Here is a 24,148-nt window from a genome sequence, read left to right on the forward strand (position 1 = left end):
GCGGGAGAGGGAGCAAGTCCGGGTGGAGGTGGAGTAGCCATGTCGACCCGTGAAGACCGGTTGCGCTCGGCCGCAACCCAGCTCGGTGTGGCGCTGAGCGCGCAGCAACAAGCGCGACTCCTCGCTTACCTCGACCTCGTCGCCAAGTGGAACAAGGTCTACAACCTCACCGCCGTCCGCGATCCCGATGAGATGCTGGTCCAGCACCTGTTCGACAGCCTGGCGGCCATCCCGCCCCTGCGCCGCCACACCGGCGGCCGAGCGGTTCGCCTCCTCGACGTCGGCTCCGGGGCCGGACTGCCCGGTGTCGTGATCGCTATCGCCTGCCCCGAGGTCCGGGTCGACTGCGTGGACACGGTCGGCAAGAAGGCTGCCTTCATCCAGCAGGCCGCCGCCCAGCTCCAGCTCACGAACCTTGGCGGTCTCCACGACCGGGTCGAAAACCTCACCGGCCCCTACGACATCGTCTGCTCCCGCGCCTTCGCCTCCCTGCCGGACTTCGTCGCCTGGTCCTCCGGCGCCTTGGCGGAGCAGGGCGCCTGGCTGGCCATGAAGGGCAAGTTGCCGGAAGCGGAGATCGCGGCTCTGCCGGAATCGGCTGAAGTGTTCCACGTGGAACAGCTGCAGGTCCCGGAGCTGGCCGCCGAGCGCTGCATCGTCTGGATGCGCAAGCGGCTGCGTGAGGAAAGCGCCACAGGGCCGGCCAGCCCCGGCAGTTAAACTCGGCCTTCACTCGGAGGGGCCCATGCTTGGCGTTGCAGACTACGGTGCGTTCGTCGCCGCGATCCTGATCTTTCTGGCGATTCCCGGACCCGGCAACCTGGCCCTGATCACTTCCACCGGCAAGGGCGGCATCCGCGGCGGCCTGGGCGCGACCTTCGGCATCATCGCCGGCGACCAGGTGCTGATGTGGGCCGCCGTCGCCGGCGTGGCGACGCTGCTGGTCACCTATCCGGCCGCCTTCTATGCGGTGCAGTGGCTGGGCGCCGCCTACCTGGCCTGGCTCGGGTTCAAGATGCTGATGGTCAAGCCGGGCGCCGGCCCGGTGCTGCACATCGAGCCGCGCCACTATTTCCGCCAGGCCTTCTTCATCACCTTGCTGAATCCCAAGGCCATCGTGTTCTACATGGCCTTCTTCCCCCTGTTCGTGGACCCGGCCCGGCACCAGGGCCTGGCCACCTTCGGCGTGATGGCCGCGACGATCGCCGTGCTCACCTTCGCCTACGGTCTGGGCGCCGTGCTCCTCACCCACTTCCTGGCCGAGCGCATGCGCGCCAACCCGGTCATCGGCCGCGTGCTGCAAAGGCTCGCCGGCGTCTTCCTCATCGGCTTCGGCGCCAAGCTCGCGCTCTCCAAATAAATGGCCAAGATCTTTTGCGTCGCCAACCAGAAGGGCGGGGTTGGCAAGACGACGACGACGGTGAACCTGTCCGCCGGCCTGGCCAAGGTGGGCCAGCGCGTGCTGATGGTGGACCTCGACCCGCAGGGCAATGCGACCATGGGTTCGGGGGTCGACAAGCGCCAGCTGCCGCACACGGTGTACGACGTCCTGCTGGAGTCGGCCAGCGTCGCCGAGGCCCGCGTGCAGAGCGAGCGCCTGCAGGAGGCGGGGTGCAGCTACGACATCCTGGGCGCCAACCGCGACCTCGCCGGCGCCGAAGTGGAGCTGGTGGAGGTGGAGCGGCGCGAGAAGCGGCTCAAGCAGGCGCTCGCCGCCGTGGCGCAGGACTACGACTTCATCCTGATCGACTGCCCGCCGGCCCTGTCGCTCCTCACCCTCAACGGCCTGTGCGCGGCGCACGGCGTGATCGTGCCGATGCAGTGCGAGTACTTCGCGCTCGAAGGCCTGTCGGACCTGGTCAACACCATCAAGCAGGTGCACGCCAACCTGAACAAGGATCTCGAGATCATCGGCCTGCTGCGCGTGATGTTCGATCCGCGCATCACGCTGCAGCAGCAGGTGAGCGACCAGCTCAAGGCGCACTTCGGCGACAAGGTGTTCGACACCGTGATCCCGCGCAACGTGCGCCTCGCCGAAGCCCCGAGCTACGGGCTGCCGGGCGTCGCCTTCGATGCGTCGGCGCGCGGCAGCCAGGCCTTCGTCGACTTCGCGCAGGAGATGGTGCAGCGCATCGGCGGCATGAAGCCCGCCGCCGCGCAGCGCGTGGCCTGAATCTGCTGCTGCAAAATCAATAGCAATGAAAGCCTGCAACGTGCTGATCCTGCCCGGCTGGGAGGGCAGCGGCACCGGCCACTGGCAGACGCTCTGGGAGCAGCGCCATGGCTATCGCCGCGTGGAACAGCACGACTGGAGGAAACCGCTGCGCGGCGACTGGATCGCGCGGCTCGAGGACGTGGTGCTCTCGTGCGACGAGCCGGCCGTGCTGGTCGCGCACAGCCTGGGCTGCATCCTCGTGGCCGCGTGGGCCGCGCACTCGCGCAGCACGCAGCGCGTGAAGGCGGCGCTGCTGGTCGCGCCCGGCGACTGCGAACGCCCCGAGGTGCGCGAGCAGCTGCCGACCTGGAGCCCGATCCCGCTGCAGGCGCTGCCCTTCCGCAGCGTGCTGCTCGCCAGCCGCGACGACCCGTTCTGCGCCTTCGAGCGCGCGCGCCTGTTCGCGCACACGTGGCACGCCCAGTTCATGGACTACGGCGACTGCGGCCACATCAACGCCGATTCCGGCCTGGGCAGCTGGCCCGAGGGCCACGTCCTGCTGCAGGACCTCATGAAAGACTGACGACATGGTGACGAAGAAACCCAAGGGCCTGGGCCGCGGCCTCGAAGCGCTGCTGGGACCGAAGGTCCAGGAGAACGCTGCCGCCGGCGCCGCCGACGGCACGGGCGCCAACGCGGGCCAGCCCGCCTCGCTGCTGCTGGCCGACATGGTGCCCGGCATGTACCAGCCGCGCACGCGCATGGACGAGGGCGCGCTCTACGAGCTGGCCGAGTCGATCAAGGCGCAGGGGATCATGCAGCCGATCCTCGTGCGCAAGCTGGCCGCCGGCGACAACGCGGGCAAGTACGAGATCATCGCCGGCGAGCGCCGCTTCCGCGCGGCGCGCCTCGCGGGCCTGGAGAGCGTGCCGGTGCTGGTGCGCGACGTGCCCGACGAGGCCGCCGCGGCGATGGCGCTGATCGAGAACATCCAGCGCGAGGACCTCAACCCGCTGGAAGAGGCGCAGGGCCTGCAGCGGCTGATCAAGGACTTCGGCCTGACGCACGAACAGGCGGCGCAGGCCGTCGGCCGCTCGCGCAGCGCCGCGTCCAACCTGCTGCGCCTGCTCAATCTCGCCGACCCGGTGCAGACCATGCTGATGGCGGGCGACATCGACATGGGCCACGCCCGCGCGCTGCTGTCGCTGGAGCGTGCCTCGCAGATCACGGCCGCCAACCAGATCGCGCAGAAGAAGCTCTCGGTGCGCGAAGCCGAAAGCCTGGTGAAGAAGCTCGGCGCCGAGTTCAGCCTGGTCTCGCCCAAGCCCAAGAAGGAGAAGTCGCGCGACCTGCGGCGCATCGAGGAGGAGCTGTCGGACCTGCTGACGGCGGAAGTGGAAGTGCGCGTGAAGAAGCGCGTGAAGCGCCACGGCCGCGTGGAGGAGCTGGGCGAGGTGTCGATCCAGTTCGGCTCGCTCGACGAGCTCAACGGCCTGATCGAGCGCCTGCGCGCGCAGGCCTGAACGTTCAGGCGCGCATCAGGGCGGCCAGCGCGCGCACGTCCTTCGCCGACCCGAGCTGCCAGCACGCCTCGATCAGCTGCCGGGTCCGCGCGCCGCCGAGCACCGGCTCCGCCAGCTGCGTGAACTTCGCTTCCAGCATCGCGTCCGTCATCGGCCGCTGCAGCGAACCGATCGCGTGTTCCACGAAGACGTGGACCTTGCGGCCGTCGGTCAGGTGCGCCGTCACGTCGGCGCTCGCCTCGTCGATGGAGTCGTCCACCGTGGCCACGACCTTGCGGCGCAGCGCCACCATGTCGGGGCGCGTGACGATGGCGTCGTGGTATTCGTCCTCGCCGGCGCGGCCGAAGGTGAGGCCGGCGGCGCAGCCGTGGTACACGCTGAACTTGCCCTGCAGGCCGTCGGCCGGTTCCTTCTTGCCCGTGAGCTCCAGCACCAGCGAGTGCACCCGCAGTTCGATGCGTTCCACCTGCTCGGGCCGCACGCCCTGTTCGCGCAGCTGCACGCACGCGTCGATGCTCGGATGGATCACGATGCCGCAGGCGAAGGGCTTGTAGCTGTTGAACGAGATCTCGAAGCGCTCGCCCAGTGCGTCCGTCGCCTCGTTCCACGCCGTCTTCGTCGACACGACCTGCGCCCAGCCGCGCGGCGCCTCCAGCGCCCGCGGGCTCGCCGTGAAGCCCTTGGCCGCCAGCAGCGCCGAGGTGAGCCCCGCGCGCGCGGCGGCGCCGGGGTGGAAAGGCTTGGTCATGGTGCCGAACTGCTCTCGCAGCCCGATCGGCTGCGAGGCGGCGATGCCCAGCGCCATCTGCGTGCGCTGCGCATCGAGCTTCAGCAGCCGCGCGCAGCCGGCCGCCGCGCCCAGCATGCCCGTGGTGCCGGTGATGTGCCAGCCGCGGTCGTAGTGTTCCGGGTAGACCAGGTTGCCGAGGCGGCAGGCCACGTCGATGCCCAGCACCAGGGCGTCCACCACTTCGCGGCCGTTCATGCCCTTGTGCTCGGCGAGCGCGAGCAGGGCCGAGGCCACCGGCCCCGCCGGGTGGATGATGGTCTTCAGGTGCGTGTCGTCGAAGTCGAACGTGTGCGAGGTGATGCCGTTGACGAGCGCCGCGCTCGCCATGTCCACCCGCTCGCCGCGCCCGGCGATGCTGGCCTGCGGCGCCGGCTGCAGTTCCGCGATCGCCGCCAGCGCCGCGTCGGCCGCCTCGTGCTTCGCCGCGCCGACGGCGCAACCGAGCCAGTTGAGGAAGGTGCGGTGCGCCTCGTGGTCGACCGCGTCGCTCCATCCGCGCGAGCGGTGCGAGGCGACGTACTCGGCCAGCAGGCGGGTGATGGGCGGGGCGTGGGGGTCGGCGGCGACCTGGGTGTTGCGGGCCATGGCGCATTGTTGCCCAGGGCCTGCGATCCGCCAGTAGGTACTCACCTGCCCCTTCCCGCCCGTCGGCCGCAGGCGCGCGGCCATCCCGAAACCGGGCCGTGTTTACTTTTTCGAACCGGTCTGGCCCCGGGGGCCCGCCTAGCATCGGGCGGGTGTGCTTTGCCGGAGCCGTCGCATGAAGGCCCGAGTCGTTTGGGGAGCCCTGGTGTTGTGGGGAGCGTCGCAGGGTGCGCTCGCCGAAACTTTCCGTTGTCCGCAGGCGGACGGGAGCATCCGCTTCCGCCCGGATCCGTGCGCCGTCGCCGAACTGGCCACGCCGGAGGCGCCGGCGCCTGCAGCGCCGCCTGCCGCGGTGGCCACGCCCGCGCCCGTGCGCATGCCGGCGACCGCGCCGTCGCCGACGATCGCGCCGCTGCGGCTCGCGCCCGTGGAGCGCCAGGCGCCCACCGTGGACGTGGCGCCGGCGAGCGCCGCCGCTTCGGACGACGTCTTCGTCAAGCCCAGCAAGCGCAAGCGCGAGGTGCTGGACCTGTCGGCGCAGTTCGAGCGCTGCCGCGCCGACGTGCCCGGCTTCGCGGAGAAGAGCGCGCTGGTCTACGTCGCCTGGCGGCAGCGCCACGCCGGCGTGATCGCCGAATACGACAAGCTGCTGGCCGCCAAGGTGCGCGCCGGCCGCCGCGGCGAGGCGACGCTGCCCCTGTCGCAGTGCACGGACGACTGGCTGCGCGCCATCGAGCCGCTCACCCGCATGCCCGATGCGCGCTTCGAGACCGTGGAGAAGACCTGGCAGGTGTTCCTGGGCGCGCTCATGACGGGCGACCGCGCCACCGCGCTGGCCTGCCTGGGCGGGAAGGCGGAGGCGCGCTGGAAGCAGCGCGTGGAGCGGATGAGCGACGAGGACCTGCGCCAGATCGCCACGACCATCCGCGCGATGAAGGTGCAGTGGGGCGACGACTACGAGAAGGAAGGACTCGTCGCCGACACCGAGAACCGGGTGGTCGGCATCGCGTTCCGCAACGTCAACGAGGAGTGGAAGATCACCGGCCTGGGCGGCGCGCCCGCGGTCGCCCTGCCGGTGCAGTGATCACGCCGAGAAGATCTTCCCGGGGTTCATGATGTTCTTCGGGTCGAGCGCGCGCTTGATCGTGCGCATCACGTCGACCGCGCCGGCGCCGGCCTCGTCCACCAGGAAGCCCATCTTGTGCAGGCCCACGCCGTGCTCGCCGGTGCAGGTGCCGCCCAGGCGCAGGGCGCGCGCCACCAGCTTCTGGTTCAGGTCCTCGGCCACCACGCGCTCCTGCGGATCGTTCGGGTCCAGCAGGTAGCCGAAGTGGAAGTTGCCGTCGCCGACGTGGCCCACCAGGAAGTAGGGCAGGCCGCTCGCATCGGCCTCGGCCACCGAATCCAGCAGGCAGTCGGCCAGGCGCGAGATCGGCACGCAGGTGTCGGTGGAGATGGCGCGGCAGCCGGGGCGCGACTGCACCGCGGCGAAGTAGGCGTTGTGCCGCGCGGTCCACAGGCGCGTGCGCTCCTCCGGCGTCTCGGCCCACTCGAAGGCCTTGCCGCCGAATTCCGCCGCGATCTCCTGCACCGTCTCGGCCTGCTCCTTCACGCTCGCGGGCGAGCCGTGGAACTCCATCAGGAGCATGGGCTCCTCGCGCAGGTCCAGCTTGCTGTGCGCGTTGACCATGCGCACCGAGTTGTGGTCGATCAGTTCCACGCGGGCGATCGGCACGCCCAGCTGGATCATCTGGATCGTGGTGCGCACGGCCGCCTCGATGCTCGGGAAGGAGCACACGGCCGCGGAGATCGCCTCCGGCACCGGGTACAGGCGCAGCGTCACCTCGGTGATCACGCCCAGCGTTCCTTCGCTGCCGACGAACAGGCGCGTGAGGTCGTAGCCGGCGGAGGACTTCTTGGCGCGCGTGCCGGTGCGGATCACCTCGCCGCTGGCCGTGACGACTTCCAGCGCCAGCACGTTCTCGCGCATGGTGCCGTAGCGGACGGCGTTGGTGCCGGAGGCGCGCGTGGCGGCCATGCCGCCGAGCGAGGCGTCCGCGCCCGGATCGATCGGGAAGAACAGGCCGGTGCTCTTGATTTCCTCGTTCAGCTGCTTGCGCGTGACGCCCGGCTGCACCGTGACCGTCAGGTCCTCGGCGTTGACCGACAGCACCTTGTTCATGCGCATCACGTCGATGCTGATGCCGCCCTGCACGGCCAGCAGGTGGCCCTCGAGCGAGGAGCCGACGGCGAAGGGGATGACCGGCGTGTCGTGCTCGCTCGCCAGCCGCACGGCGTCGGCGACGTCCTGCGTGCTCTCGGCGAACACCACGGCCGCGGGCGGCGGCACCTGGAAGGACGACTCGTCGCGCCCGTGCTGTTCGCGCACGGCGAGCGCCGTGGAACACTGGGCGCCGAAGCGCGCCTTGAGCGCTTCGATCAGGGCGGCGGGGACTTCGCGCTGCTGGACTTCAGGGACCAGGTGGGCGAGGGCGGCAGGTGCGTTCATGCGGGACTCCCGGGACGGCAGCCCGCAGTGTAGTCGCCCCGGCTCAGAGCACGGAATCGTCGTATTCGAACCGCGAAATCACCCCGTCGTAGTTCCGGTCCATCTCCTCGAAGCTCTGGGTCATGATGCTCAGGCGGCGGAACTCGGCGTGGGTCAGCTCGCCGTCGTGGTTGCTGTCGGCGAAGAAGAAGGACCGCGCCGTATCGGCGGCCGCGAAGCCGCCGGCGCCGTCGGCGTCCTGCGCCGGCCCGCGCACGCTGGAGCCGGCGCCCAGGACGGTGGTGTTCGGCGCCACCAGCCCGCCGGGCGGCAGCTCCGCCGGCACGCGCACGCTCCCGCCGCCGCCCACCACCACCGGGGAGCCGGCGGGCGGCGGCATGCCCGCGGGGATGGGCGAGGTCGTGGACGCGATCGGGTCGCCGGACACGGCGGCCCCGCTGCCGGAGCTGATGCCGGCCGGGAACATGGGCCGCAGCCCCGCCGGGTCCGGGCGCGCGTTGGCCGCGCGGGTGCTGGCGGAAGGCGCCGGGGGCGCCTTTCCGGCGCCGATGCGCTGCACCGGAAAGGCCGAAGCAGCCGCCGCGGCGCAGGCGGCGGCGGCGATGAGGCGAACGAAGGCATGCATGTGCGGACTCCTGGAGCTGGTGCCGCCCCAAGGCGCAGGCGGCCTGGTCGCATCGTGGCTTGACCGCGCGCAACGGAAGAGCCTCTGCCGGCGGATAACGCTGTAGGACCGTTCAGGCGCTTCGCGCACAATGGCCGCAAGGAGAACCACGATGGGCAAGCGGCTGACCCAGATCGCCACGCGCACGGGCGACGACGGCACCACGGGGCTGGGCGACAACACGCGCGTCCCCAAGGACCACCTGCGGGTGCACGCCATGGGCGACGTCGACGAACTGAACTCGCACGTCGGCGTGCTGCTGTGCGAGCGGCTGCCCGCGGAGGCGCGCGACCTGTTGCTGGAGATCCAGCAGCAGCTGTTCAACCTCGGCGGCGAGCTGTCCATTCCCGGCTTCGAGCTGCTGAAGGCCGACGCGGTGCTGGCGCTGGACCAGGCGCTCGCGCACTACAACGAGCAGCTGCCCCGCCTGCAGGAATTCATCCTCCCCGGGGGCAACCGCGCCGCCGCCCAGGCCCACGTCTGCCGCACCGTCGCCCGCCGCGCGGAACGCGCCGTGGTGGCGCTGGGCCGGCAGGACGCCTTGCGCGACACGCCGCGCCAGTACCTCAACCGGCTCTCGGACCTGATGTTCGTGCTGGCGCGCGTCTTCAACCGCATGGACGGCGGGGACGACGTCTACTGGAAGAGCGCGCGGCTGGCGCGGTCGGAAGAGGAGTAGCGCGCGGGGACCCTCACCCCCCGCCCTCTCCCGCAGGCGGGAGAGGGAGCCCGCATTCCTCCCTCTCCCGCTGGCGGGAGAGGGCCGGGGTGAGGGCCTCAGCGCTCCTGCAACACCGCCAGCGTCAGCCGCGACACGCACGTCAACCGCCCCTGGTCGTCGTGCATCTCGATCGCCCACACCTGCGTGCTGCGCCCCACGTGCACCGGCGTGGCCTTGCCGGTGACCCAGCCGGATTGCGCGCCGCGGATGTGGTTGGCGTTGATGTCCAGGCCGACGACGCGATAGCCGATCGGCGTGCTGTACATCGCGCCGCAGGAGCCGAGCGTTTCCGCCAGCACCACGCTCACGCCCCCGTGCAGGATGCCGTAGGGCTGGCGCGTGCGCTCGTCGACCGGGATCCGCCCGCGGATGAAGTCGTCGCCCACCTCCAGGAACTCCAGGCCCAGGTGGGCCGGGGCGGTGCCCCGGTGGATGGCGGCGAGTTCCTCGACGGAGATGGGGCGGGTCCAGATCGGCATGCGGCGATTATCGCGTCGTCGTCTCCACGCTCGGCGCGTCGGCGACGGCCACGCCCGGCGAGGTGCTGCGGTTCAGCAGCGCGTAGATCAGGATGGCGCCGAAGGTCGCCGTCCCGATCCCGCCGAGGGCGAAGTCGCCGAACTTGAGCGTGAAGTCGCCCGTGCCCAGCACCAGCGTGATGGCGGCGACGATCAGGTTCTTGTTCTGCGAGAAGTCCACGCGGTTGTCGACCCAGATCTTGGCCCCGGCGATCGCGATCAGGCCGAACACGACGATGCTCACGCCCCCCATCACGGGCAGCGGGATCGCCTGGATCACGGCGCCGAACTTGGGCGAGAAGCCCAGGAGCACGGCGATGACCGCGGCGAACAGGAACACCGCCGTCGAATAGATCTTGGTGGCGGCCATCACGCCGATGTTCTCGGCATAGGTGGTCACGCCGGTGCCGCCGGCGAAGCCGCTCACCACGGTGGCGACGCCGTCACCGAGGAAGGCGCGGCCCATGTACGGGTCGAGGTTGCGGCCGGTCATGGCGGTCACCGCCTTGATGTGGCCCAGGTTCTCGGCCACCAGGATGATGGCCACCGGCACGATGAGCAGCATGGCCGGGGCGGAGAACACCGGCGCCGTGAAGCTCGGCAGGCCGACCCAGGCGGCGTTGGCGATCCCCGAGAAGTCGATCGGCTTGCCGTAGCCCATGCCGTTGGTGAGCACGCCGTAGATGATGCTGGCGAGCACCAGGCCCACCAGGATCAGCAGGCGCTGCACCATGCCGCGCGTGAGCACCGCGACCAGGCCGACGCAGACGAAGGTGACGGCCTGCATCCAGCTGTCGAAGTTGCTGGCGGCCATGTTCTTCACCGGGATCGACGCGAGGTTGAGGCCGATCACCGCGACCACCGCGCCGGTCACCACGGGCGGCATGAAGCGCTCGATCCAGCCGGTGCCGATGGCGTGGACGATGGCACCGACGATGGCGTAGACGACGCCGCACGCGATGATGCCCCCCAGCGCCACGGCGATGTTGGTGTTGGGTCCCTTGCCGGCATAGGCGCTGGCGGTGATCACCACGCCGATGAAGGCGAAGCTGGAGCCCAGGTAGCTGGGCACCTTGCCGCCCGTGATGACGAAGAAGATGAGCGTGCCGATGCCGCTCATGAGGATGGCGATGTTGGGGTCGAAGCCCATGAGGATGGGCGCGAGCACCGTCGAGCCGAACATCGCGATCACGTGCTGCACGCCCATGGCGCCCGTCTGCGGCCAGGGCAGGCGCTCGTCGGGCGCGATCACGCCGCCCTGCTGCAGCACCTCCGCCGGCCGTTCCGTCCAGTCGAACATTCCCATCTCTCGCTCTCCTCTGTGTAGTGGCACGCGATGCTAGGAGCAATGACGGGGCCGCGCAAGGACGCGCGCGTCACCGGGCGAAGGCGAGGATGGCGGCGATCACCTGGCCGTCCTTCAGGATGCGGCGGTGGCCCAATCCCTCGGTGGCCAGCAGCTGCGCGCCCTGGACCGCATGCGCGTAGGCCTGCCCGTCCGCGAAGGCGTTGATGCGGTCGCCGCGGTCGTGCACCACCAGCGTGGGCAGGCGCAGCCGCGGCGCCACGGAACGCGGCTCGAACTGGCGCATCAGCACGCCCTCGCGCGCCTCGATGCGCTCCTGCATGGCGCGCCGCGTGGCCTCGGCCAGTCCGAAGACCTGCGCGAAGTAGTGCGTGTAGGCGCGCGGCGAGGCGGGCGGCGCCAGCAGCACCAGCTTGCCGACGGCGAGCCCGCGGCTGGCCGCGTAGGCCGCCGCGTTGGCGCCCAGCGAGTGGGCCGCCAGCAGGCCGATCGCGTGGCCCTCGTGCTGCAGGCGTCCCACCGCATAGTCGATGGCGCGGGCGAACTGCGGCAGGTTGCTGGTGCGTCCGGCGCTGCCGCCGTGCGCGGGCATCTCCAGCAGCACGGGGCGCCAGCCCTGCCGCGACAGCGCTTCGGCGAGCGGCAGCAGCTGGCGCGCGTGCCCGCCCCAGCCGTGCACGAGCAGCGCCACCGGTGCCGCAGGGGCGGCGTCCGGCGTGTAGACGGTCAGCTGCGCGTCCTCGAAAGGCCAGCGCTCGGCGCGCCAGGCCGTGTCCCATCGATGCCGGCGCAGCCAGCGGGGCGGCAGGGGCGTGGTGAACAGGCGGGTGGCCGCGCGCACGGCCAGAGCCGGCCACAGCTTCTGCGCCGCGCCCAGCGCGAGCCGCGACAGGCGCAGTCCCGCGCTCGCCTGGTAGTAGCCGGCCGACGCGTCGGCGGCGGAGGAGGGGCTGTTCATGCGGACCTCAGAAGAAGACCAGGTCGTCGTTGCTGCGCGGCAGGCGGCGCAGGGCTTCGAGGGCGGCGCGGGCGACGCGCCAGCCGCCGGCGAGGGCGGCCAGGGAGAGCAGGGTGAGCATGGCGGTTTCCTTTCTCGCACGATCGTGCGAAACATGGGCAGGGAAGGACGGCGGACGGTCTCCGGCTTGTTGTCAGGGCTGGTAGGTCTTCACGAGCCGCTCCCAGCTGCGCTGGGCGCGTTCGGCCGCGCGCGGGTCGCGCAGGAAGCGGATGTCGTGCAGCAGGCCCATCGCGAGGCTGTACACCTCGGCGACCAGCTGCTCGGGATCGGTGCCGGGCCCCAGGTGGCCGGCCTCCACGGCCTGCAGCACGGTGCGTCGCAGCGCGCCGCGCCAGCGCGTCACCTCGCCCAGGAGGAAGTCGCGCAGCGGCCCTTCGCGGTCGTCGAGCTCGAAGGCGCCGGCGGTGAAGATGCAGCCGGTCTGCGCCTCGACGTCGCGCGTGCGCAGGATCCAGCGCCGCACGATCTCGTTCAGGCGGGGCAGGCCCTTGGGCTGCTGCATGGCGGGGACGAAGACGTCGGCGATGAAGCGGCGGCCGAACTCCTCGACGACCGCGATCTGCAGCGCCTCGCGCGAGCCGACCCGCGAGAACACGCCGCTCTTGGAGAGGCCGACGCGGTCGGCGACGGCCTGGATGCTGATCGCCTCCAGGCCTTCGGCCGCGGCGAGGTCGAGCGCCGCGCCGACGATGGCGGCGCGGGTGAGTTCGCTTTTCTGGGTCTTGGCATCCACGGCGTGGAGATTAGCACGAATGTGCGAAATTGCAAGAGGCCCCGCGGGCCCTCACCCCCCGCCCTCTCCCGCGAGCGGGAGAGGGAGCCAGACCCAGGTTCAGGAGGACAGGCGTTCGTCGAAGAGGCGTCGTGGCTCTGGCCGTACTTGTGCGCCGGGTGCACGAAGGGCGCGTCCAGGTGGGTGCTGTTGTGCGTGGACAGGCTCACCTTCTCCACCGCCCAGCCCTCGCCGTCGGGCAGGTCCTGGCGGGATGGAAAACCTCCTTGGGCGGTGCTGGCGCCAATGCTAATCTGGCCGCCATGTCCTCCGCACCGTACGTTCCCCGCCTCCGCCTCTACCAGGATTGGCTGCGTGCCCGGCACGGCCTCGCCTTCGACAGCTACCAGGCGCTGTGGGAATGGTCGGTGCGCGACCTCGCGGCGTTCTGGCAATCGATCTGGGACTACTTCGAGCTGCAGTCGCCCACGCCGCACCGGCAGGTGCTGTCCGGCGACGCGATGCCGGGCACGCGCTGGTTCGAGGGCGCGCAGGTCAACTACGCGCACCAGGTGTTCCGCCACGTGGAGGCCGCCCATGCCGCGGGGCTGCCGGCCATCATCAGCCGCAACGAGAAGGGCCAGCACCGCGAACTCTCCTGGCGCGAGCTGCGCCGCCAGGCCGCCGCCCTCGCGCTGCACCTGAAGGCGCAGGGCCTGCAGCCGGGCGACCGCGTCGCCGCGTACCTGCCCAACGTGCCCGAGGCCATGGTCGCCTTCATGGCGGTGGCGAGCCTCGGCGGCGTCTGGAGCATCTGCGCGCCCGACATGGGGACGAACGCGGTGCTGGACCGCTTCAAGCAGATCGAGCCCAAGGTGCTGATCGCCTGCGACGGCGTCCGCTACGGCGGCAAGGACCACGACCGCGGCGCCGTCGTCGCGGAGCTCCAGGCGGCATTGCCCACCGTGCGCCACCTGATGGTGTTGCGCAACCTGGGCGGCGACGCGGGCCGCGGCCTGCCGCCGCACACGGACCTGGCCGAGGCGGCCGCGCGCACGGGGCCCGAGGTCGATGCCTTCGAGCCGCTGTGGCTGCCCTTCGACCATCCGCTGTGGATCGTCTACTCCAGCGGCACCACCGGCCTGCCCAAGCCCATCGTGCACGGCCACGGCGGCATCCTGCTGGTGATGCTGCTCATGACGGGCCTGCACAACGACGTCGGCTGCAGCTACGACGCCAACAGCTTCGGCGAGCGCTACCACTGGTACAGCTCCACGGGCTGGGTGATGTGGAACGCGCAGATGGCGGGACTGGCGCTGGGCACCACGTGCTGCATCTACGACGGCAACCCGGGCGGCAGCAAGGAGAAGCCGGACTGGACGGTGCTGTGGCGCTTCGCGGCCGACCTGGGCGTCACCTTCTTCGGCGCCGGGGCGGCCTTCTTCTCCAACTGCATGAAGGCGGGGCTGCGCCTCGCCGACTTCCCGGGCCTGAAGAGCGTGCGCGCGCTCGGCACCACGGGCTCGCCCTTGCCGGAGGACGTGCAGCGCTGGGGCACCGGGCAGTTCGCGGCGCTGGGCGTGCCCGACATCTGGTGGTGCAACATCTCCGGCGGCACCGACTTCGCCGGCGCCTTCATCGGCGGCAACCGCGAGCTGCCGCAGCGGCCCGGCCAGATGCAGTGCCGGCTGCTCGGGTGCGCCGTGGAGGCGTGGGACGAGCAGGGCAAGCCGGTGATCGGCGAAGTGGGCGAGCTGGTGTGCACGCGGCCGATCCCCTCCATGCCGCTGTACTTCTGGAACGACGAAGCCAACCAGCGTTACCTGGGCAGCTACTTCGACATGTACCCGGGCGTCTGGCGCCACGGCGACTGGCTCAAGATCACGCCGGAGGGCGGCTGCATCATCTACGGCCGCAGCGACGCCACGATCAACCGCCACGGCATGCGCATGGGCACGAGCGAGCTGTACAGCGCCGTCGAGGCGCTGCCCGAGGTGCTCGACTCGCTGGTGGTGGACCTGGAATACCTGGGACGCGAGAGCTGGATGCCGCTGTTCGTGGTGCTGCGCCCCGGCGTGGAACTCGATGCGGCCCTGCGCGCCAAGATCGCCGGCGCGATCCGCAACGCGCTGAGCCCGCGCTTCGTGCCCGACGACATCGTGCAGGCGCCCGAGGTGCCGCGCACGCTCTCGGGCAAGAAGCAGGAACTGCCGGTGAAGAAGCTGCTGCTGGGGCAACCGCTGGCAAAGGTGGTGAACCCCGACGCGATGGCGAACCCGGGCTGCCTGGCGTGGTACGTGCAGTACGCCGAGGACATGGCGGCGCGGAAGGTCTAGAGGCTCCCCTGCGCCTCCTGCTCCAGCAGGTCCAGGAAGGTCCGCACCTTCGCCGGCACCAGCCTGCGGCCGGGCAGCAGCGCGTAGATCCGCAGCGGCTCGCAGCGCCAGTCCGGCAGCAGCTGCACCAGCTTGCCTTCCGCGACCGCCTGCGCGCAGAAGGTCGACGTGATGCGCGCCACGCCGATGCCGCCGATCGCGGCCTTCAGCCGAACTTCGGCGTTGCCGGTGCGCAGGCGCGGGTTGCGCATCTCCACGGACACCTTGTCGCCCGCGGCGTCGCTGAAGGACCAGGCGTGGTCCTCGCCGCCGGCCAGCAGCGGCAGGTGGTCCAGCTCCTCGGGATGCTGGGGCGCTTCCCGGCCCGCCAGCAACTCGGGCGAGGCGAACAGGCCCCGCTCCAGCGAATACACGCGCCGCGTCACCACGGTGGCCGGCGCCGCGCTGTGCTCCAGAGCCGAGAACACGAGGTCGTAGTGCCGCTCGAACAGCGGCACCCGCGCATGCTCCACGTCCATGTGGACCTTCAGCCGCGGAAACTGGCGCATCACCATGCAGGCCACCGAGGCGAGGTGGTGGGCGCCGAACTCGTAGGGCGCCGCCACGCGCAAGGTGCCCTGGACCGTCGCGCCCTGCGCGAGCGCGTCCACGGCCCGCTCGCGCAGCTGCGCGAACGGCCTGGAGATGTCGCGGTAGAGGGACTCGCCGGCGTCGGTCAGGCGCAGCTGCCGCGTCGTGCGCTCCAGCAGCCGCGTGCCCAGCTGCGCCTCCAGGCGCGACACCGAGGCGCTGAGGCTGGACTTGGGACGGTCGAGCGCGCGCGCGGCGGCGCTGAAGCCCCCGTGGTCCACCACCTGGCAGAAAGCGTCGAAGTCGTCCCAGTTCATTGTTCAGGATTCGGAACACAGCGGCCACGGGGAGGCATTGATCCGCGTCGAGTCCGTTCCTAGGATTGTCCCATCCCGACAGTCGCCACGGGTCGTGCTCGACCTATGATTCCAGGAACGACCTCCCAGGAGATATCCATGACCACCGGCAGCCTCCGCGACGCGTTCCAGCAGCGCCGGCCGCAAGCCATCGCGCCCGAGGAATGGGAACTGCGCTGCGAGCTCGCGGCGGCCTACCGGCTGTTCGCGCACCTGGGCTGGCACGAGCTGATCTACAACCACCTGACGGTGCGCGTCACCGGCAGCGACCATTTCCTGATCAACCCCTTCGGGCTGATGTACCGGGAGATGACCGCCAGCAAGCTGGTGAAGATCGACCTGGACGGCCGCAAGGTGGAGCCCAGCCCCTGGCCGGTGAACCCGGCGGGCTTCATCGTGCACAGCGCGGTGCATGCGGCCCGGGCCGACGCGCACTGCGTGATCCACACGCACACGACGGCGGGGCAGGTGGTCTCGTGCCAGCGCGACGGGCTGCTGCCCCTGAGCTTCAACGCGATGTTCTACGCGGGGCGCGTGGCCTACCACGACTTCGAGGGCATCACGCTGGAGCGCGAGGAGTGCGTGCGGCTGGCCGCGGACCTCGGCGACCGCAACGTGATGATCCTGCGCAACCACGGCCTGCTGGTGTGCGGCCCCAGCATCGGCGACGCCTTCGCCGAGCACTACATGCTGCAGCGCGCCTGCGAGGTGCAGGTGGCGGCGCAGGCGAGCGGCGCGGCGCTGGTGCTGCCCAGCGACGAGATCGCGCAGCGCGCCTCGGCCCAGTACGACCGCACGGCGCGCCAGGGCGAGCAGAACACGCTGCTGTGGGACGCGATGCTGCGCTGGGCGTGGGACCTCGATCCCGCGTTCGCGTCGTAACGCGCCGGAGCTGGGGTTCGCTCGCGCCCACCTCCAGCCTACGGGCCGCGGGCGCTCCTTCTTCGTAGGCTGGCGGTGAGCGCAGCGAACCCCAGCTACCGCGCCAGCTTCTTGCGGTTCACCAGCACGATCCCCGCCGCCACGGCGGCCAGGGCGACCAGCAGCTGCGGCGTCAGGTGCTCGCCCAGCAGCAGCACTCCCAGCAGCAGCGCGAACAGCGGCGCCAGGAAGGTGAAGGACGACAGGCGCGTGGCCGGGTAGTAGCGCAGCATCCACATCCAGGCGAGGTAGCTCGCGAAGGCGCCGATCGCCGTCTGCAGCGCGAGCGACACCCACGCGTAGGCCGAATAGTGCAGCGACCACGCCTCGCCGAGCGCCAGCGACAGCAGCGGCGCGACGGCGGCGGTCACCGCCACCTGGTAGAACAGCGTCTTCTCCGCCGTCGCCGATCCCAGCTTCGTGCTGCGGATCACCAGCGTGGTCAGCCCCCACAGCACGCCGGCCGCCAGGCCGAAGGCGTCGCCGCGCAGTTGCCGCGCGCTGCCGTGGCCGGAGGTGAAACCTTCGCTGAAGGCCACCGCCACGGCGGCGAAGGCGATGCCCAGCCCCGCCCATTGCGCCGGCCGCAGCCGCTCCGCCGGGATGATGCGCGGCAGCAGCAGGGCGACCACGAAGGGCGAGGTGTAGAGGAACACCGTCAGGCGCGAAGCCGCCGTGTCGCGCAGCCCCAGGTAGATGCAGGTGAACTCGCCGGCGAACAGCGCCCCGGCCAGCAGGCCCGCCGCCAGCGTCCCGTCCCGCTCGAACAGCCGCACGCCGCGCCAGGCGCACCAGCCCCACAGCAGCACGGTCGCCCCGGCGAAGCGCAGCGCCGCCTGCCACAGCGGCGGCACTTCACCGACGGTGGTCTTGATCAGGATCTGCTGGAAGCCCCAGAACAGGCAGCAGGCGATGAGGAGGGTGACGGCGAGGCTATCGAGGTGTTCTTTTCGTTCGCGCATCACTGAAGTGTACGGACGGGTCGGGATCCAGTCTTCCGTAGGGTGGCGGTGAGCGCAGCGAACCCCACCGCCGGTCTCACCGCCCCGCCAGCTTCGCCAGCAACTTCTTCAACGCCGCCTGCTCCGACGCCGCCAGCGCCCCCAGCATCCGCGACTCGTGCGCCCGCGCCTTCTCCAGCAGCGGCCGCACCACCCGGCGCCCCGCCGGACTGGCGCTCACCAGCGTGCGGCGCTGGTCGGCCGGGTCGGCCTGCAGGACCACCCAGCCCTGCTCGCTCATGCGCTGCACCAGCTTGGTCACCGTGGGTTGCTTGGCCGCCACTTCCTGCGCCAGTTGGCTCACCGTGAGCGGGGGGCTTCCGTGCAGGGTGGCCAGCACCCGCCACTCGGTGGCGCTCAGCCCCGCCGCGCGCACCTGCTGGTCGAAATTCTTGTACAGCGCATGGCTCGCCTGCTCCAGCAGCGTGCCCAGGTCCGCGTCGGCGAAGCGGCTCACAGCGGCAGCTCCGTGTAGTAGCGCCCCCCGTGGAACAGCAGGGGCGTCGCGCCGCGGCGGTGGGTGCAGCGCTCCACCTCGCCCACGAAGATCACGTGGTCGCCTTCCTCGTAGCGGCTGCGGTTGAAGCACTCGAAGGTCGCGGCCGCGCCGTGCAGCAGCGGCGCGCCGCCGGCCCCGGCCTCGAAGGTGACGCCGCGCCAGCGGTCGCCGCCGCGCGTGGCGAAGCGCTCGGCCAGCGCCTTCTGCTCCGCCGCCAGCACGTTGATCGCGTAGTGCGAGCCGCTGCTGAACGCCACCATCGAGGCCGCGGCGCGCGAGAGGCTCCACAGCACGAGTGGCGGCGAGAGCGAGACCGAGTTGAAGGAATTGGCCGTCAAGCCGATCACCTGGCCGTCGGCCGTGCGCGCCGTGACGATGGTGACGCCGGTGGCGAACATGCCCAGCGCCGCCCGGAATTCGTGGGCGGAGAAGCTGGGCGGGCGGGCCTGGCGCGGCGGGGTCATGGTGGCGCGGATTGCATGAAATTTCATGTATTATGCGCCGATGACGAGCGTGCCCGCCTTCACAACGCTGGGCGGCGGCCCGACCGTGCTGATGCTGCACGGCATCGCCGGGGGCCACCTGGCCTTCGCGCCGCAGGTCGAGACGCTCGCGAGCGCCGGCTACCGCGCCGTCGCCTGGGACATGCCGGGCTACGGCTACAGCGCGCCGATCGAGCCCTACACCTTCAAGGGCCTGGCGCAAAGCTGCATCCACCTGATCGAAAGCCTCAAGTGCGAGCAGGTGATCCTGCTCGGTCACAACATGGGCGGCATGGTGGCGCAGGAAGTGGTGGCGCGCCGGCCCGACCTCGTGCGGCGCCTGGTGCTGTGCGGCACGCTGGACCACGGCGGCGGGCAGGGCGACCTGGTCGCCCAGGGGACCGCCCCGCTCGACGCCGGCAAGACGATGGCGGAACTGGCGGAGACGCTGGTGCCGCAGATCGTCGGTCCGGGCTCGCTGCCCGAGGGCGTGCGGCTGGCCACGCACTGCATGGGCCTGGTGCCGGCGGCCACCTACCGGCGCGCGCTGGAGTGCAGCGCCACGTTCGACCGCCGCCGCAACCTGCCCGACATCGCGGTGCCGACGCTGCTGGTGGCCGGCGAGCATGACCGGCACGCCCCGCCCGCCGCGATGAAGGCCATGGCGGCGGCGATCCCGGACGGCAACTACCACGAGATGAAGGGCATCGGCCACCTCCAGAACCTGGAGGCGCCGGACGAATTCGATGCCATGCTGCTCGCTTTCCAGGAGCTGCCGGACCGGCTGCTGCATTGAGTGAGGGACGCGTGAAGAGATTCTGGTGCGCGGCGCTGCTGGCGCTCGCAGGGGGCGCGCAGGCCGCCGCGATGGGGCCGTGCGACCGGTTCGTGGGGCGGCTGCCCAACCTCTCGCGCGCGCTGTGCGAGTCGGCGCAGTTGGTCGACAGCGGCGCCCGCTCGGTGCAGGGCGCGCCCCTGTACACGCGCGACATCGGCGCCGAGACCGGCAAGCTGCGCGTGCTGGTGATCGGCGCCATGCACGGCGACGAGCTGTCGTCCGCCTCGGTCGCCTTCCACTGGATCCGGCTCGCCGCCGACGAGCGCTTCGACATGCCGCAGCCGGTGCACTGGCGCTTCCTGCCCGTGCTCAACCCGGACGGCCTGCTGGCGCGCCCGCCGAAGCGCATGAACGCGCACGGCGTGGACCTCAACCGCAACTTCTCCACCCCGAACTGGGAGCGCGACGCCGCCATCTACTGGCAGAAGCGCACCCGCAAGGACCCGCGCCGCTGGCCGGGGCCGGCGCCGCTGTCGGAGCCGGAGTCGCGCTTCGTGCACGAGCAGATGGACCGCTTCAAGCCGCACCTGATCGTGTCCATCCACGCGCCCTACGGCGTGCTCGACTTCGACGGGCCCTCGGTGCCGCCTTCGCGCCTGGGGCGCCTGTACCTCGACCAGGTCGGGATCTTCCCGGGCTCGCTGGGCAACTACGGGGGCGTGCACAAGGGCGTGCCGGTCGTGACGATCGAGCTGCCGAACGCGCAGCGGACGCCGCTGGATGCCGAGATGCGGCAGATGTGGCTGGACCTGCTGCGCTGGACCGCCGCCAAGATCCCGGGCGACGGGCCGGCGGCGCGTTGAGGACGGGGCTGACGGGGAATCCCAAAATCGGCGAGACTCCGGCCCCATGAGCACCGACACCCTGGACAGCCCCGCCCGCTTCGGCAGCGGCCGGGCGGTGAAGCGGATCGAGGACGAGGGCCTGCTGAAGGGCCTGGGGCAATACACCGACGACATCGTGCCCGCCGGGCAGTTGCGCGCCGTCTTCGTGCGCTCGCCCTATCCGCACGCGCGCATCGTCTCCATCGACACCTCCGCGGCCGAAGCGCTGCCCGGCGTGCTGAAGGTCGCCACGGGCGCCGAGCTCGTGCAGGCCGGCGTGCAGCCCATCCCCACCAACCCCGCCTTCCGGCGCGCCGACGGCTCGCCCACGGCCACCGCGCCGCGCCGGGCGCTCGCGCACGAGCGCGTGCGCTACGTCGGCGAGCCGGTGGCGCTGGTCGTCGCCGAGACGCTGCAGCAGGCGCGCGACGCGGCCGAAGCCGTGTTCGTCGAGTACGAGGAACTGCCGCACGTCGTCGACCTCGACGCCGCCGTCGCGCCGGGCGCGCCGGTGCTGTGCGACGCCGCACCCGACAACGTCGCCGCCGAAGCGCGCATCGGCGACGCCGCGCAGACCGACGCCGCCTTCGCGCGGGCCGCGCACGTGGTGCCGCTGACGGTGGTGAACCAGCGCGTCGCCGCGCTCACCATCGAGCCGCGCTCGGTGCTCGCGTGGGTGGCCGAGGACGGCCGGCTCACGCTGCGCATGAGCAGCCAGATGCCTTCGGGCGTGCGCAACTCGCTCGCGAACGACGTGCTGGGCATCGGCCCGGACAAGGTGCGGGTGACCGTGGGCGACGTCGGCGGCGGCTTCGGCATGAAGACCGGCATCTATCCCGAGGACGCGGCGACCGCCTGGGCCGCCTGGACGCTCAAGCGCCCGGTGAAGTGGGTCGGCGACCGCAGCGAGGAATTCCTCTCGTCCTTCCACGGCCGCGACCAGAAGGCGCAGGCCGAACTGGCGCTCGACGCCGACGGCCGCATCCTCGGGCTGCGCCTGCGCACGCTGGCCAACGTCGGCGCCTACGCGACGGCCACCGGCATGGTGATCCCGATGGTGGTTGGCCCCTGGGTGCAGACGAGCGTGTACGACGTGCCGGTGGTGGACTTCCACATCCGCTGCGTCATGACCAACACGGCGTCGACCGCGGCCTACCGCGGCGCCGGCCGGCCCGAGGCGATCTTCATCATGGAGCGCCTGATGGACGAGGCCGCGCGCCAGACCGGCATCGACCGCGTCGAGCTGCGCCGGCGCAACTTCGTGCGCCCCGAGCAGATGCCCTACCGCAATGCCGTGGGGCAGGTCTACGACGTCGGCCGCTTCGAGATGATCATGGACGAGGGGCTGGACCTCGCGGACTGGAGCGGCTTCGAGGCGCGCGCGGCGCAGAGCCGCGCGGCCGGCAAGCTGCGCGGCCTGGGCATCTCCACCTTCCTCGAATGGACCAGCGGCAACGCGTTCGAGGAGCGCGTGACGGTCGACGTGAAGGCCGACGGCGTGATCGAGGTCTTCTCCGCCGTCAACCAGATGGGGCAGGGCATCGCCACCACGCTGGCGCAGCTGGTGGTGGACGTGTTCGGCGTGCCCATCGACAAGGTGCGCGTGGTGCTGGGCGACACCGACCGCGGCGACGGCTTCGGCAGCGCCGGCTCGCGCTCGCTCTTCACCGGCGGCTCCGCGCTGCATCTCGGCTCGCAGGAGACGCTCGAGACGGCGCGCGGGCTCGCGGCGCAGGCGCTGGAAGCCTCGGCGGCCGACCTGGAGTACACCGCGGGACGCTTCCGCGTGAAGGGCACCGACGTGGGCATCGGCCTGTTCGAGCTGGCGGGCCGCCAGCCGGGCGGCCACATCTTCACCGACCACACGAGCGCCGTCGCGGGCCCGAGCTGGCCCAACGGCTGCCACGTGAGCGAGGTGGAGATCGATCCGCAGACCGGCGCCGTGCAGGTGGTGCGCTATTCCAGCGTGAACGACGTCGGCCGCGTGGTGAACCCGATGATCGTGCGCGGCCAGCTCGATGGCGGCGCGCTGCAGGGCATCGGGCAGGCGCTGACCGAGCAGATGGTCTACGACCGCGACAGCGGCCAGCCGGTCACCGGCACGCTGATGGACTACGCCGCGCCGCGCGCCGACCTCATCGCCTGCGACCTGGTCAACGAGATGAACGAGACGGTCCCCTGCACCACGAACCCGCTGGGCGTGAAGGGCGTGGGCGAACTGGGCACCATCGGCGCCGCGCCGAGCGTGGTGAACGCGGTGGCGGACGCGCTGGCGCGGGCGGGGAAGAAGGACGCGGCGCGCAACGTGCAGATGCCGCTCACGCCGGCGAAGGTGTGGGCGGCCTTGAACGACCAGTCATTGCGGCCTTGAGCCGCCGCGGTTGTCATTGCGGCCTCGAGCCGCAATCCACGGCGGCGTGGCACCACGCCACCATGGATCCCGGGTCAAGCCCGGGATGACATCCCGAGGCCGGCTTCCTGGTAATCACCGCGCGGCGCCTCGAACCCGTAGAACCGGAAATTCATCCGCGGCGTCCGCCCGCTGATCAGCTCCGCCATCGCCTTGCCCGATCCGGCGCCGTGGGTCCATCCCAGCGTGCCGTGCCCCGCGTTCACCCACAGCCCGCGCACGCGGGTGCGGCCGATGTACGGGATGTTGGTCGGCGTCGCCGGCCGCAGGCCGGTCCAGAACTTCGGGTCGCCGCCTTCTTCCGGCAGCCGCGTGTCGCACACGCCCGGCAGCACCCGCTCGATGCGCTCGGCCAGCATGCGGCAGCGGTCCTGCGCCAGCTGCGACTGCAACGTCGCGTCGTAGCCCGACACCTCGATCGTGCCCGCCACGCGCAGCTCGTCGCCCAGGCGGCTCATCGCCACCTTCACCTCGTCGTCGATGCTGCTCACGAAGGGCGCATCCGCCGGCTTCTTCAGCTTGAAGGTCGCGCTGTAGCCCTTGCCCGGATAGATCGGCAGGTCCACGCCCACCTGGCGCAGCAGCGGCGCGCTCCAGGAGCCGCAGGCGACGACCACGTCGTCGGCCTTCAGGCGCTGCACGATGCCGGTGGCGCGCTCGCGCACGCGGACCGCCTCGATGCCGCCGCCGAAGGTTTCCAGCCGCTCGACGTCGTGGCCGAACAGGAAGCGCACGCCCCGCGCCGCGCACAGCTGCGCCAGCTGCTGCGTGAACACGCGCGCGTCGCCGCTCTCGTCGCTGGCCGTGTAGGTGCCGCCGACGATGCGGTCGAAGTTGCGGAAGGCCGGCTCGATCGCGAACAGCTCCTCTCGGCTCACCACCCGGCGGTCGACGCCGAAGCGGCGCATCAGCGCGGCGGCGTCCCCGGCCTCGTCGAAGGCCTGGGCGTCGGTGTAGAAGTGGGCGATGCCCCGCTCCAGCCGGTGGTAGTCGATGCCGGTGGCGGCGACCACGTCCTTCAGCGCGGCGTGGCTGTACGCGCCCAGCGCGACCAGCTGCTGCACGTTGCGCTCGAAGGCGGCGTCGTTGCACTGGGCCAGGAACTCCAGGCCCCAGCGCCACTGCTGCCAGTCCAGCCGCGGTCGGAACAGCAGGGGCGCGTCGTTGCGGAACATCCATTTGAGCATCTTGGCCGGCGCGTGCCGGTTGGCCCAGGGCTCGCAGTAGCTCACCGAGATCTGCGCGGCGTTCGCGAAGCTCGTCTCCAGCGCGGCGTCGCGCTGCCGGTCGACGACGGTCACTTCATGGCCGCGCTCGGCGAGGTGCCACGCGGTGCTGATGCCGATGATGCCGGCGCCCAGGACAAGAGTCTTCATGTCCACCAGTTTGCGGCGGGCCTCCGCATTT

24 protein-coding genes and 2 pseudogenes are annotated in these 24,148 nt (G+C 71.2%); 12 read left to right on the forward strand and 14 right to left on the reverse strand.

Annotated elements, in window-relative coordinates; genetic code table 11:
• The first annotated feature begins 39 nt into the window (after positions 1-39).
• The 5 genes from rsmG to ACY0MJ_RS04015 are packed head-to-tail and all read left to right on the forward strand — an operon-like array spanning position 40 to position 3,678.
• The gene (gene rsmG / locus ACY0MJ_RS03995; RefSeq protein WP_462636988.1) at positions 40-720 is read left to right on the forward strand and encodes a 16S rRNA (guanine(527)-N(7))-methyltransferase RsmG; all 681 of its coding nucleotides are present in this window, start codon (positions 40-42) and stop codon (positions 718-720) included.
• Positions 721-745: 25 nt separating this feature from the next.
• Complete coding sequence (locus tag ACY0MJ_RS04000; protein ID WP_462636989.1) at positions 746-1,360, forward strand: LysE family transporter; 615 nt, start codon at positions 746-748, stop codon at positions 1,358-1,360.
• Positions 1,361-2,173, forward strand: a complete 813-nt coding sequence (locus tag ACY0MJ_RS04005; RefSeq protein WP_462636990.1) for a ParA family protein — start codon at positions 1,361-1,363, stop codon at positions 2,171-2,173.
• A 25-nt stretch (positions 2,174-2,198) separates the two neighbouring features.
• Entirely contained in the window at positions 2,199-2,738 is a 540-nt protein-coding gene (locus ACY0MJ_RS04010; RefSeq protein ID WP_462636991.1) for an RBBP9/YdeN family alpha/beta hydrolase, read from the forward strand.
• A 4-nt stretch (positions 2,739-2,742) separates the two neighbouring features.
• Positions 2,743-3,678 (forward strand): ParB/RepB/Spo0J family partition protein, encoded by a 936-nt coding sequence (locus ACY0MJ_RS04015; protein ID WP_462636992.1) that lies wholly within the window; start codon positions 2,743-2,745, stop codon positions 3,676-3,678.
• Positions 3,679-3,682: 4 nt separating this feature from the next.
• On the opposite strand, the gene ACY0MJ_RS04020 is transcribed toward ACY0MJ_RS04015, so the two are convergent.
• Complete coding sequence (locus tag ACY0MJ_RS04020; protein ID WP_462636993.1) at positions 3,683-5,053, reverse strand: MmgE/PrpD family protein; 1,371 nt, start codon at positions 5,051-5,053, stop codon at positions 3,683-3,685.
• A 175-nt stretch (positions 5,054-5,228) separates the two neighbouring features.
• Between ACY0MJ_RS04020 and ACY0MJ_RS04025 the strand changes: the two genes are divergently transcribed.
• The gene (locus ACY0MJ_RS04025) at positions 5,229-6,137 is read left to right on the forward strand and encodes a hypothetical protein (protein ID WP_462636994.1); all 909 of its coding nucleotides are present in this window, start codon (positions 5,229-5,231) and stop codon (positions 6,135-6,137) included.
• On the opposite strand, the gene ACY0MJ_RS04030 is transcribed toward ACY0MJ_RS04025, so the two are convergent.
• Together ACY0MJ_RS04030 and ACY0MJ_RS04035 are read right to left on the reverse strand one after the other, a co-directional pair.
• Complete coding sequence (locus ACY0MJ_RS04030; protein ID WP_462636995.1) at positions 6,138-7,562, reverse strand: FAD-binding oxidoreductase; 1,425 nt, start codon at positions 7,560-7,562, stop codon at positions 6,138-6,140.
• 43 nt (positions 7,563-7,605) lie between these two features.
• A complete protein-coding gene (locus tag ACY0MJ_RS04035) occupies positions 7,606-8,187 on the reverse strand; it encodes a hypothetical protein (RefSeq protein WP_462636996.1) in 582 nt (193 codons plus the stop codon).
• Between the two features lie 151 nt (positions 8,188-8,338).
• On the opposite strand from ACY0MJ_RS04035, the gene ACY0MJ_RS04040 reads away from it, so the two are divergent.
• On the forward strand, positions 8,339-8,905 hold the full coding sequence (locus tag ACY0MJ_RS04040) for a cob(I)yrinic acid a,c-diamide adenosyltransferase (protein WP_462636997.1): 567 nt from the start codon (positions 8,339-8,341) through the stop codon (positions 8,903-8,905).
• 98 nt (positions 8,906-9,003) lie between these two features.
• On the opposite strand, the gene ACY0MJ_RS04045 is transcribed toward ACY0MJ_RS04040, so the two are convergent.
• From ACY0MJ_RS04045 to ACY0MJ_RS04065, 5 genes and pseudogenes are all read right to left on the reverse strand, one after another.
• Positions 9,004-9,426, reverse strand: a complete 423-nt coding sequence (locus ACY0MJ_RS04045; RefSeq protein WP_462636998.1) for a hotdog fold thioesterase — start codon at positions 9,424-9,426, stop codon at positions 9,004-9,006.
• A 7-nt stretch (positions 9,427-9,433) separates the two neighbouring features.
• Positions 9,434-10,771, reverse strand: coding sequence for a solute carrier family 23 protein (locus tag ACY0MJ_RS04050; protein ID WP_462636999.1), 1,338 nt, complete (start codon positions 10,769-10,771; stop codon positions 9,434-9,436).
• A 70-nt stretch (positions 10,772-10,841) separates the two neighbouring features.
• A complete protein-coding gene (locus ACY0MJ_RS04055) occupies positions 10,842-11,729 on the reverse strand; it encodes an alpha/beta hydrolase (RefSeq protein WP_462637000.1) in 888 nt (295 codons plus the stop codon).
• A gap of 193 nt (positions 11,730-11,922) precedes the next feature.
• A complete protein-coding gene (locus tag ACY0MJ_RS04060; protein ID WP_462637001.1) occupies positions 11,923-12,525 on the reverse strand; it encodes a TetR/AcrR family transcriptional regulator in 603 nt (200 codons plus the stop codon).
• 164 nt (positions 12,526-12,689) lie between these two features.
• Positions 12,690-12,776, reverse strand: a pseudogene (locus ACY0MJ_RS04065) (cyclase family protein); the annotation flags it as partial.
• Positions 12,777-12,827: 51 nt separating this feature from the next.
• Between ACY0MJ_RS04065 and ACY0MJ_RS04070 the strand changes: the two are divergent.
• Positions 12,828-14,840 (forward strand): acetoacetate--CoA ligase, encoded by a 2,013-nt coding sequence (locus ACY0MJ_RS04070; protein ID WP_462637002.1) that lies wholly within the window; start codon positions 12,828-12,830, stop codon positions 14,838-14,840.
• Here ACY0MJ_RS04070 and ACY0MJ_RS04075 read toward each other — a convergent pair.
• Entirely contained in the window at positions 14,837-15,490 is a 654-nt protein-coding gene (locus ACY0MJ_RS04075; protein ID WP_462637096.1) for a substrate binding domain-containing protein, read from the reverse strand. The genes ACY0MJ_RS04070 and ACY0MJ_RS04075 overlap by 4 nt on opposite strands.
• 63 nt (positions 15,491-15,553) lie before the next feature.
• Positions 15,554-15,727: pseudogene (locus ACY0MJ_RS04080) on the reverse strand (LysR family transcriptional regulator); the annotation flags it as partial.
• A gap of 138 nt (positions 15,728-15,865) precedes the next feature.
• Here ACY0MJ_RS04080 and ACY0MJ_RS04085 point away from each other — a divergent pair.
• On the forward strand, positions 15,866-16,648 hold the full coding sequence (locus ACY0MJ_RS04085) for a class II aldolase/adducin family protein (protein WP_462637003.1): 783 nt from the start codon (positions 15,866-15,868) through the stop codon (positions 16,646-16,648).
• Between the two features lie 95 nt (positions 16,649-16,743).
• Here ACY0MJ_RS04085 and ACY0MJ_RS04090 read toward each other — a convergent pair whose 3' ends face one another.
• The 3 genes from ACY0MJ_RS04090 to ACY0MJ_RS04100 all read right to left on the reverse strand — a co-directional run bounded on the left by ACY0MJ_RS04090 (position 16,744) and on the right by ACY0MJ_RS04100 (position 18,651).
• Entirely contained in the window at positions 16,744-17,649 is a 906-nt protein-coding gene (locus tag ACY0MJ_RS04090) for a DMT family transporter (RefSeq protein ID WP_462637004.1), read from the reverse strand.
• A 76-nt stretch (positions 17,650-17,725) separates the two neighbouring features.
• Entirely contained in the window at positions 17,726-18,145 is a 420-nt protein-coding gene (locus ACY0MJ_RS04095) for a MarR family winged helix-turn-helix transcriptional regulator (protein WP_462637005.1), read from the reverse strand.
• Positions 18,142-18,651 carry a flavin reductase family protein gene (locus ACY0MJ_RS04100; RefSeq protein WP_462637006.1) on the reverse strand — a complete coding sequence of 170 codons (510 nt, stop codon included), beginning with the start codon at positions 18,649-18,651 and terminating at the stop codon, positions 18,142-18,144. The genes ACY0MJ_RS04095 and ACY0MJ_RS04100 overlap by 4 nt, the downstream gene beginning before the upstream one ends.
• A 40-nt stretch (positions 18,652-18,691) precedes the next feature.
• Between ACY0MJ_RS04100 and ACY0MJ_RS04105 the strand changes: the two genes are divergently transcribed.
• Genes ACY0MJ_RS04105 through ACY0MJ_RS04115 form a run of 3 tightly spaced genes read left to right on the forward strand, consistent with a single transcriptional unit; the run spans position 18,692 to position 22,702 of the window.
• On the forward strand, positions 18,692-19,465 hold the full coding sequence (locus ACY0MJ_RS04105; protein ID WP_462637007.1) for an alpha/beta fold hydrolase: 774 nt from the start codon (positions 18,692-18,694) through the stop codon (positions 19,463-19,465).
• A gap of 11 nt (positions 19,466-19,476) precedes the next feature.
• Positions 19,477-20,310: a M14 family zinc carboxypeptidase gene (locus ACY0MJ_RS04110; RefSeq protein ID WP_462637008.1), complete on the forward strand. Its 834-nt coding sequence runs from the start codon at positions 19,477-19,479 to the stop codon at positions 20,308-20,310.
• Positions 20,311-20,356: 46 nt separating this feature from the next.
• Positions 20,357-22,702 carry a xanthine dehydrogenase family protein molybdopterin-binding subunit gene (locus tag ACY0MJ_RS04115; RefSeq protein ID WP_462637009.1) on the forward strand — a complete coding sequence of 782 codons (2,346 nt, stop codon included), beginning with the start codon at positions 20,357-20,359 and terminating at the stop codon, positions 22,700-22,702.
• A 74-nt stretch (positions 22,703-22,776) separates the two neighbouring features.
• Here the strand turns inward: ACY0MJ_RS04115 and ACY0MJ_RS04120 are convergent, their stop codons facing one another.
• Positions 22,777-24,117, reverse strand: coding sequence for a D-amino acid dehydrogenase (locus ACY0MJ_RS04120; RefSeq protein ID WP_462637010.1), 1,341 nt, complete (start codon positions 24,115-24,117; stop codon positions 22,777-22,779).
• Positions 24,118-24,148: the final 31 nt, after the last annotated feature.

Source organism: Ramlibacter sp. bp-362 (assembly GCF_054956735.1).

Bases quoted from the DNA above. Each gene is read 5' to 3' on its own strand.
- ACY0MJ_RS04000 (WP_462636989.1), top strand. From the start codon at position 746: ATGCTTGGCGTTGCAGACTACGGTGCGTTCGTCGCCGCGATCCTGATC.
- ACY0MJ_RS04020 (WP_462636993.1), bottom strand. From the start codon at position 5,053: ATGGCCCGCAACACCCAGGTCGCCGCCGACCCCCACGCCCCGCCCATC.
- ACY0MJ_RS04085 (WP_462637003.1), top strand. From the start codon at position 15,866: ATGACCACCGGCAGCCTCCGCGACGCGTTCCAGCAGCGCCGGCCGCAA.
- ACY0MJ_RS04105 (WP_462637007.1), top strand. From the start codon at position 18,692: ATGACGAGCGTGCCCGCCTTCACAACGCTGGGCGGCGGCCCGACCGTG.
- ACY0MJ_RS04055 (WP_462637000.1), bottom strand. From the start codon at position 11,729: ATGAACAGCCCCTCCTCCGCCGCCGACGCGTCGGCCGGCTACTACCAG.
- ACY0MJ_RS04100 (WP_462637006.1), bottom strand. From the start codon at position 18,651: ATGACCCCGCCGCGCCAGGCCCGCCCGCCCAGCTTCTCCGCCCACGAA.
- ACY0MJ_RS04035 (WP_462636996.1), bottom strand. From the start codon at position 8,187: ATGCATGCCTTCGTTCGCCTCATCGCCGCCGCCGCCTGCGCCGCGGCG.
- ACY0MJ_RS04115 (WP_462637009.1), top strand. From the start codon at position 20,357: ATGAGCACCGACACCCTGGACAGCCCCGCCCGCTTCGGCAGCGGCCGG.
- ACY0MJ_RS04030 (WP_462636995.1), bottom strand. From the start codon at position 7,562: ATGAACGCACCTGCCGCCCTCGCCCACCTGGTCCCTGAAGTCCAGCAG.
- ACY0MJ_RS04025 (WP_462636994.1), top strand. From the start codon at position 5,229: ATGAAGGCCCGAGTCGTTTGGGGAGCCCTGGTGTTGTGGGGAGCGTCG.
- ACY0MJ_RS04045 (WP_462636998.1), bottom strand. From the start codon at position 9,426: ATGCCGATCTGGACCCGCCCCATCTCCGTCGAGGAACTCGCCGCCATC.
- ACY0MJ_RS04040 (WP_462636997.1), top strand. From the start codon at position 8,339: ATGGGCAAGCGGCTGACCCAGATCGCCACGCGCACGGGCGACGACGGC.
- rsmG (WP_462636988.1), top strand. From the start codon at position 40: ATGTCGACCCGTGAAGACCGGTTGCGCTCGGCCGCAACCCAGCTCGGT.
- ACY0MJ_RS04070 (WP_462637002.1), top strand. From the start codon at position 12,828: ATGTCCTCCGCACCGTACGTTCCCCGCCTCCGCCTCTACCAGGATTGG.
- ACY0MJ_RS04120 (WP_462637010.1), bottom strand. From the start codon at position 24,117: ATGAAGACTCTTGTCCTGGGCGCCGGCATCATCGGCATCAGCACCGCG.
- ACY0MJ_RS04090 (WP_462637004.1), bottom strand. From the start codon at position 17,649: ATGCGCGAACGAAAAGAACACCTCGATAGCCTCGCCGTCACCCTCCTC.
- ACY0MJ_RS04015 (WP_462636992.1), top strand. From the start codon at position 2,743: ATGGTGACGAAGAAACCCAAGGGCCTGGGCCGCGGCCTCGAAGCGCTG.
- ACY0MJ_RS04005 (WP_462636990.1), top strand. From the start codon at position 1,361: ATGGCCAAGATCTTTTGCGTCGCCAACCAGAAGGGCGGGGTTGGCAAG.
- ACY0MJ_RS04050 (WP_462636999.1), bottom strand. From the start codon at position 10,771: ATGGGAATGTTCGACTGGACGGAACGGCCGGCGGAGGTGCTGCAGCAG.
- ACY0MJ_RS04010 (WP_462636991.1), top strand. From the start codon at position 2,199: ATGAAAGCCTGCAACGTGCTGATCCTGCCCGGCTGGGAGGGCAGCGGC.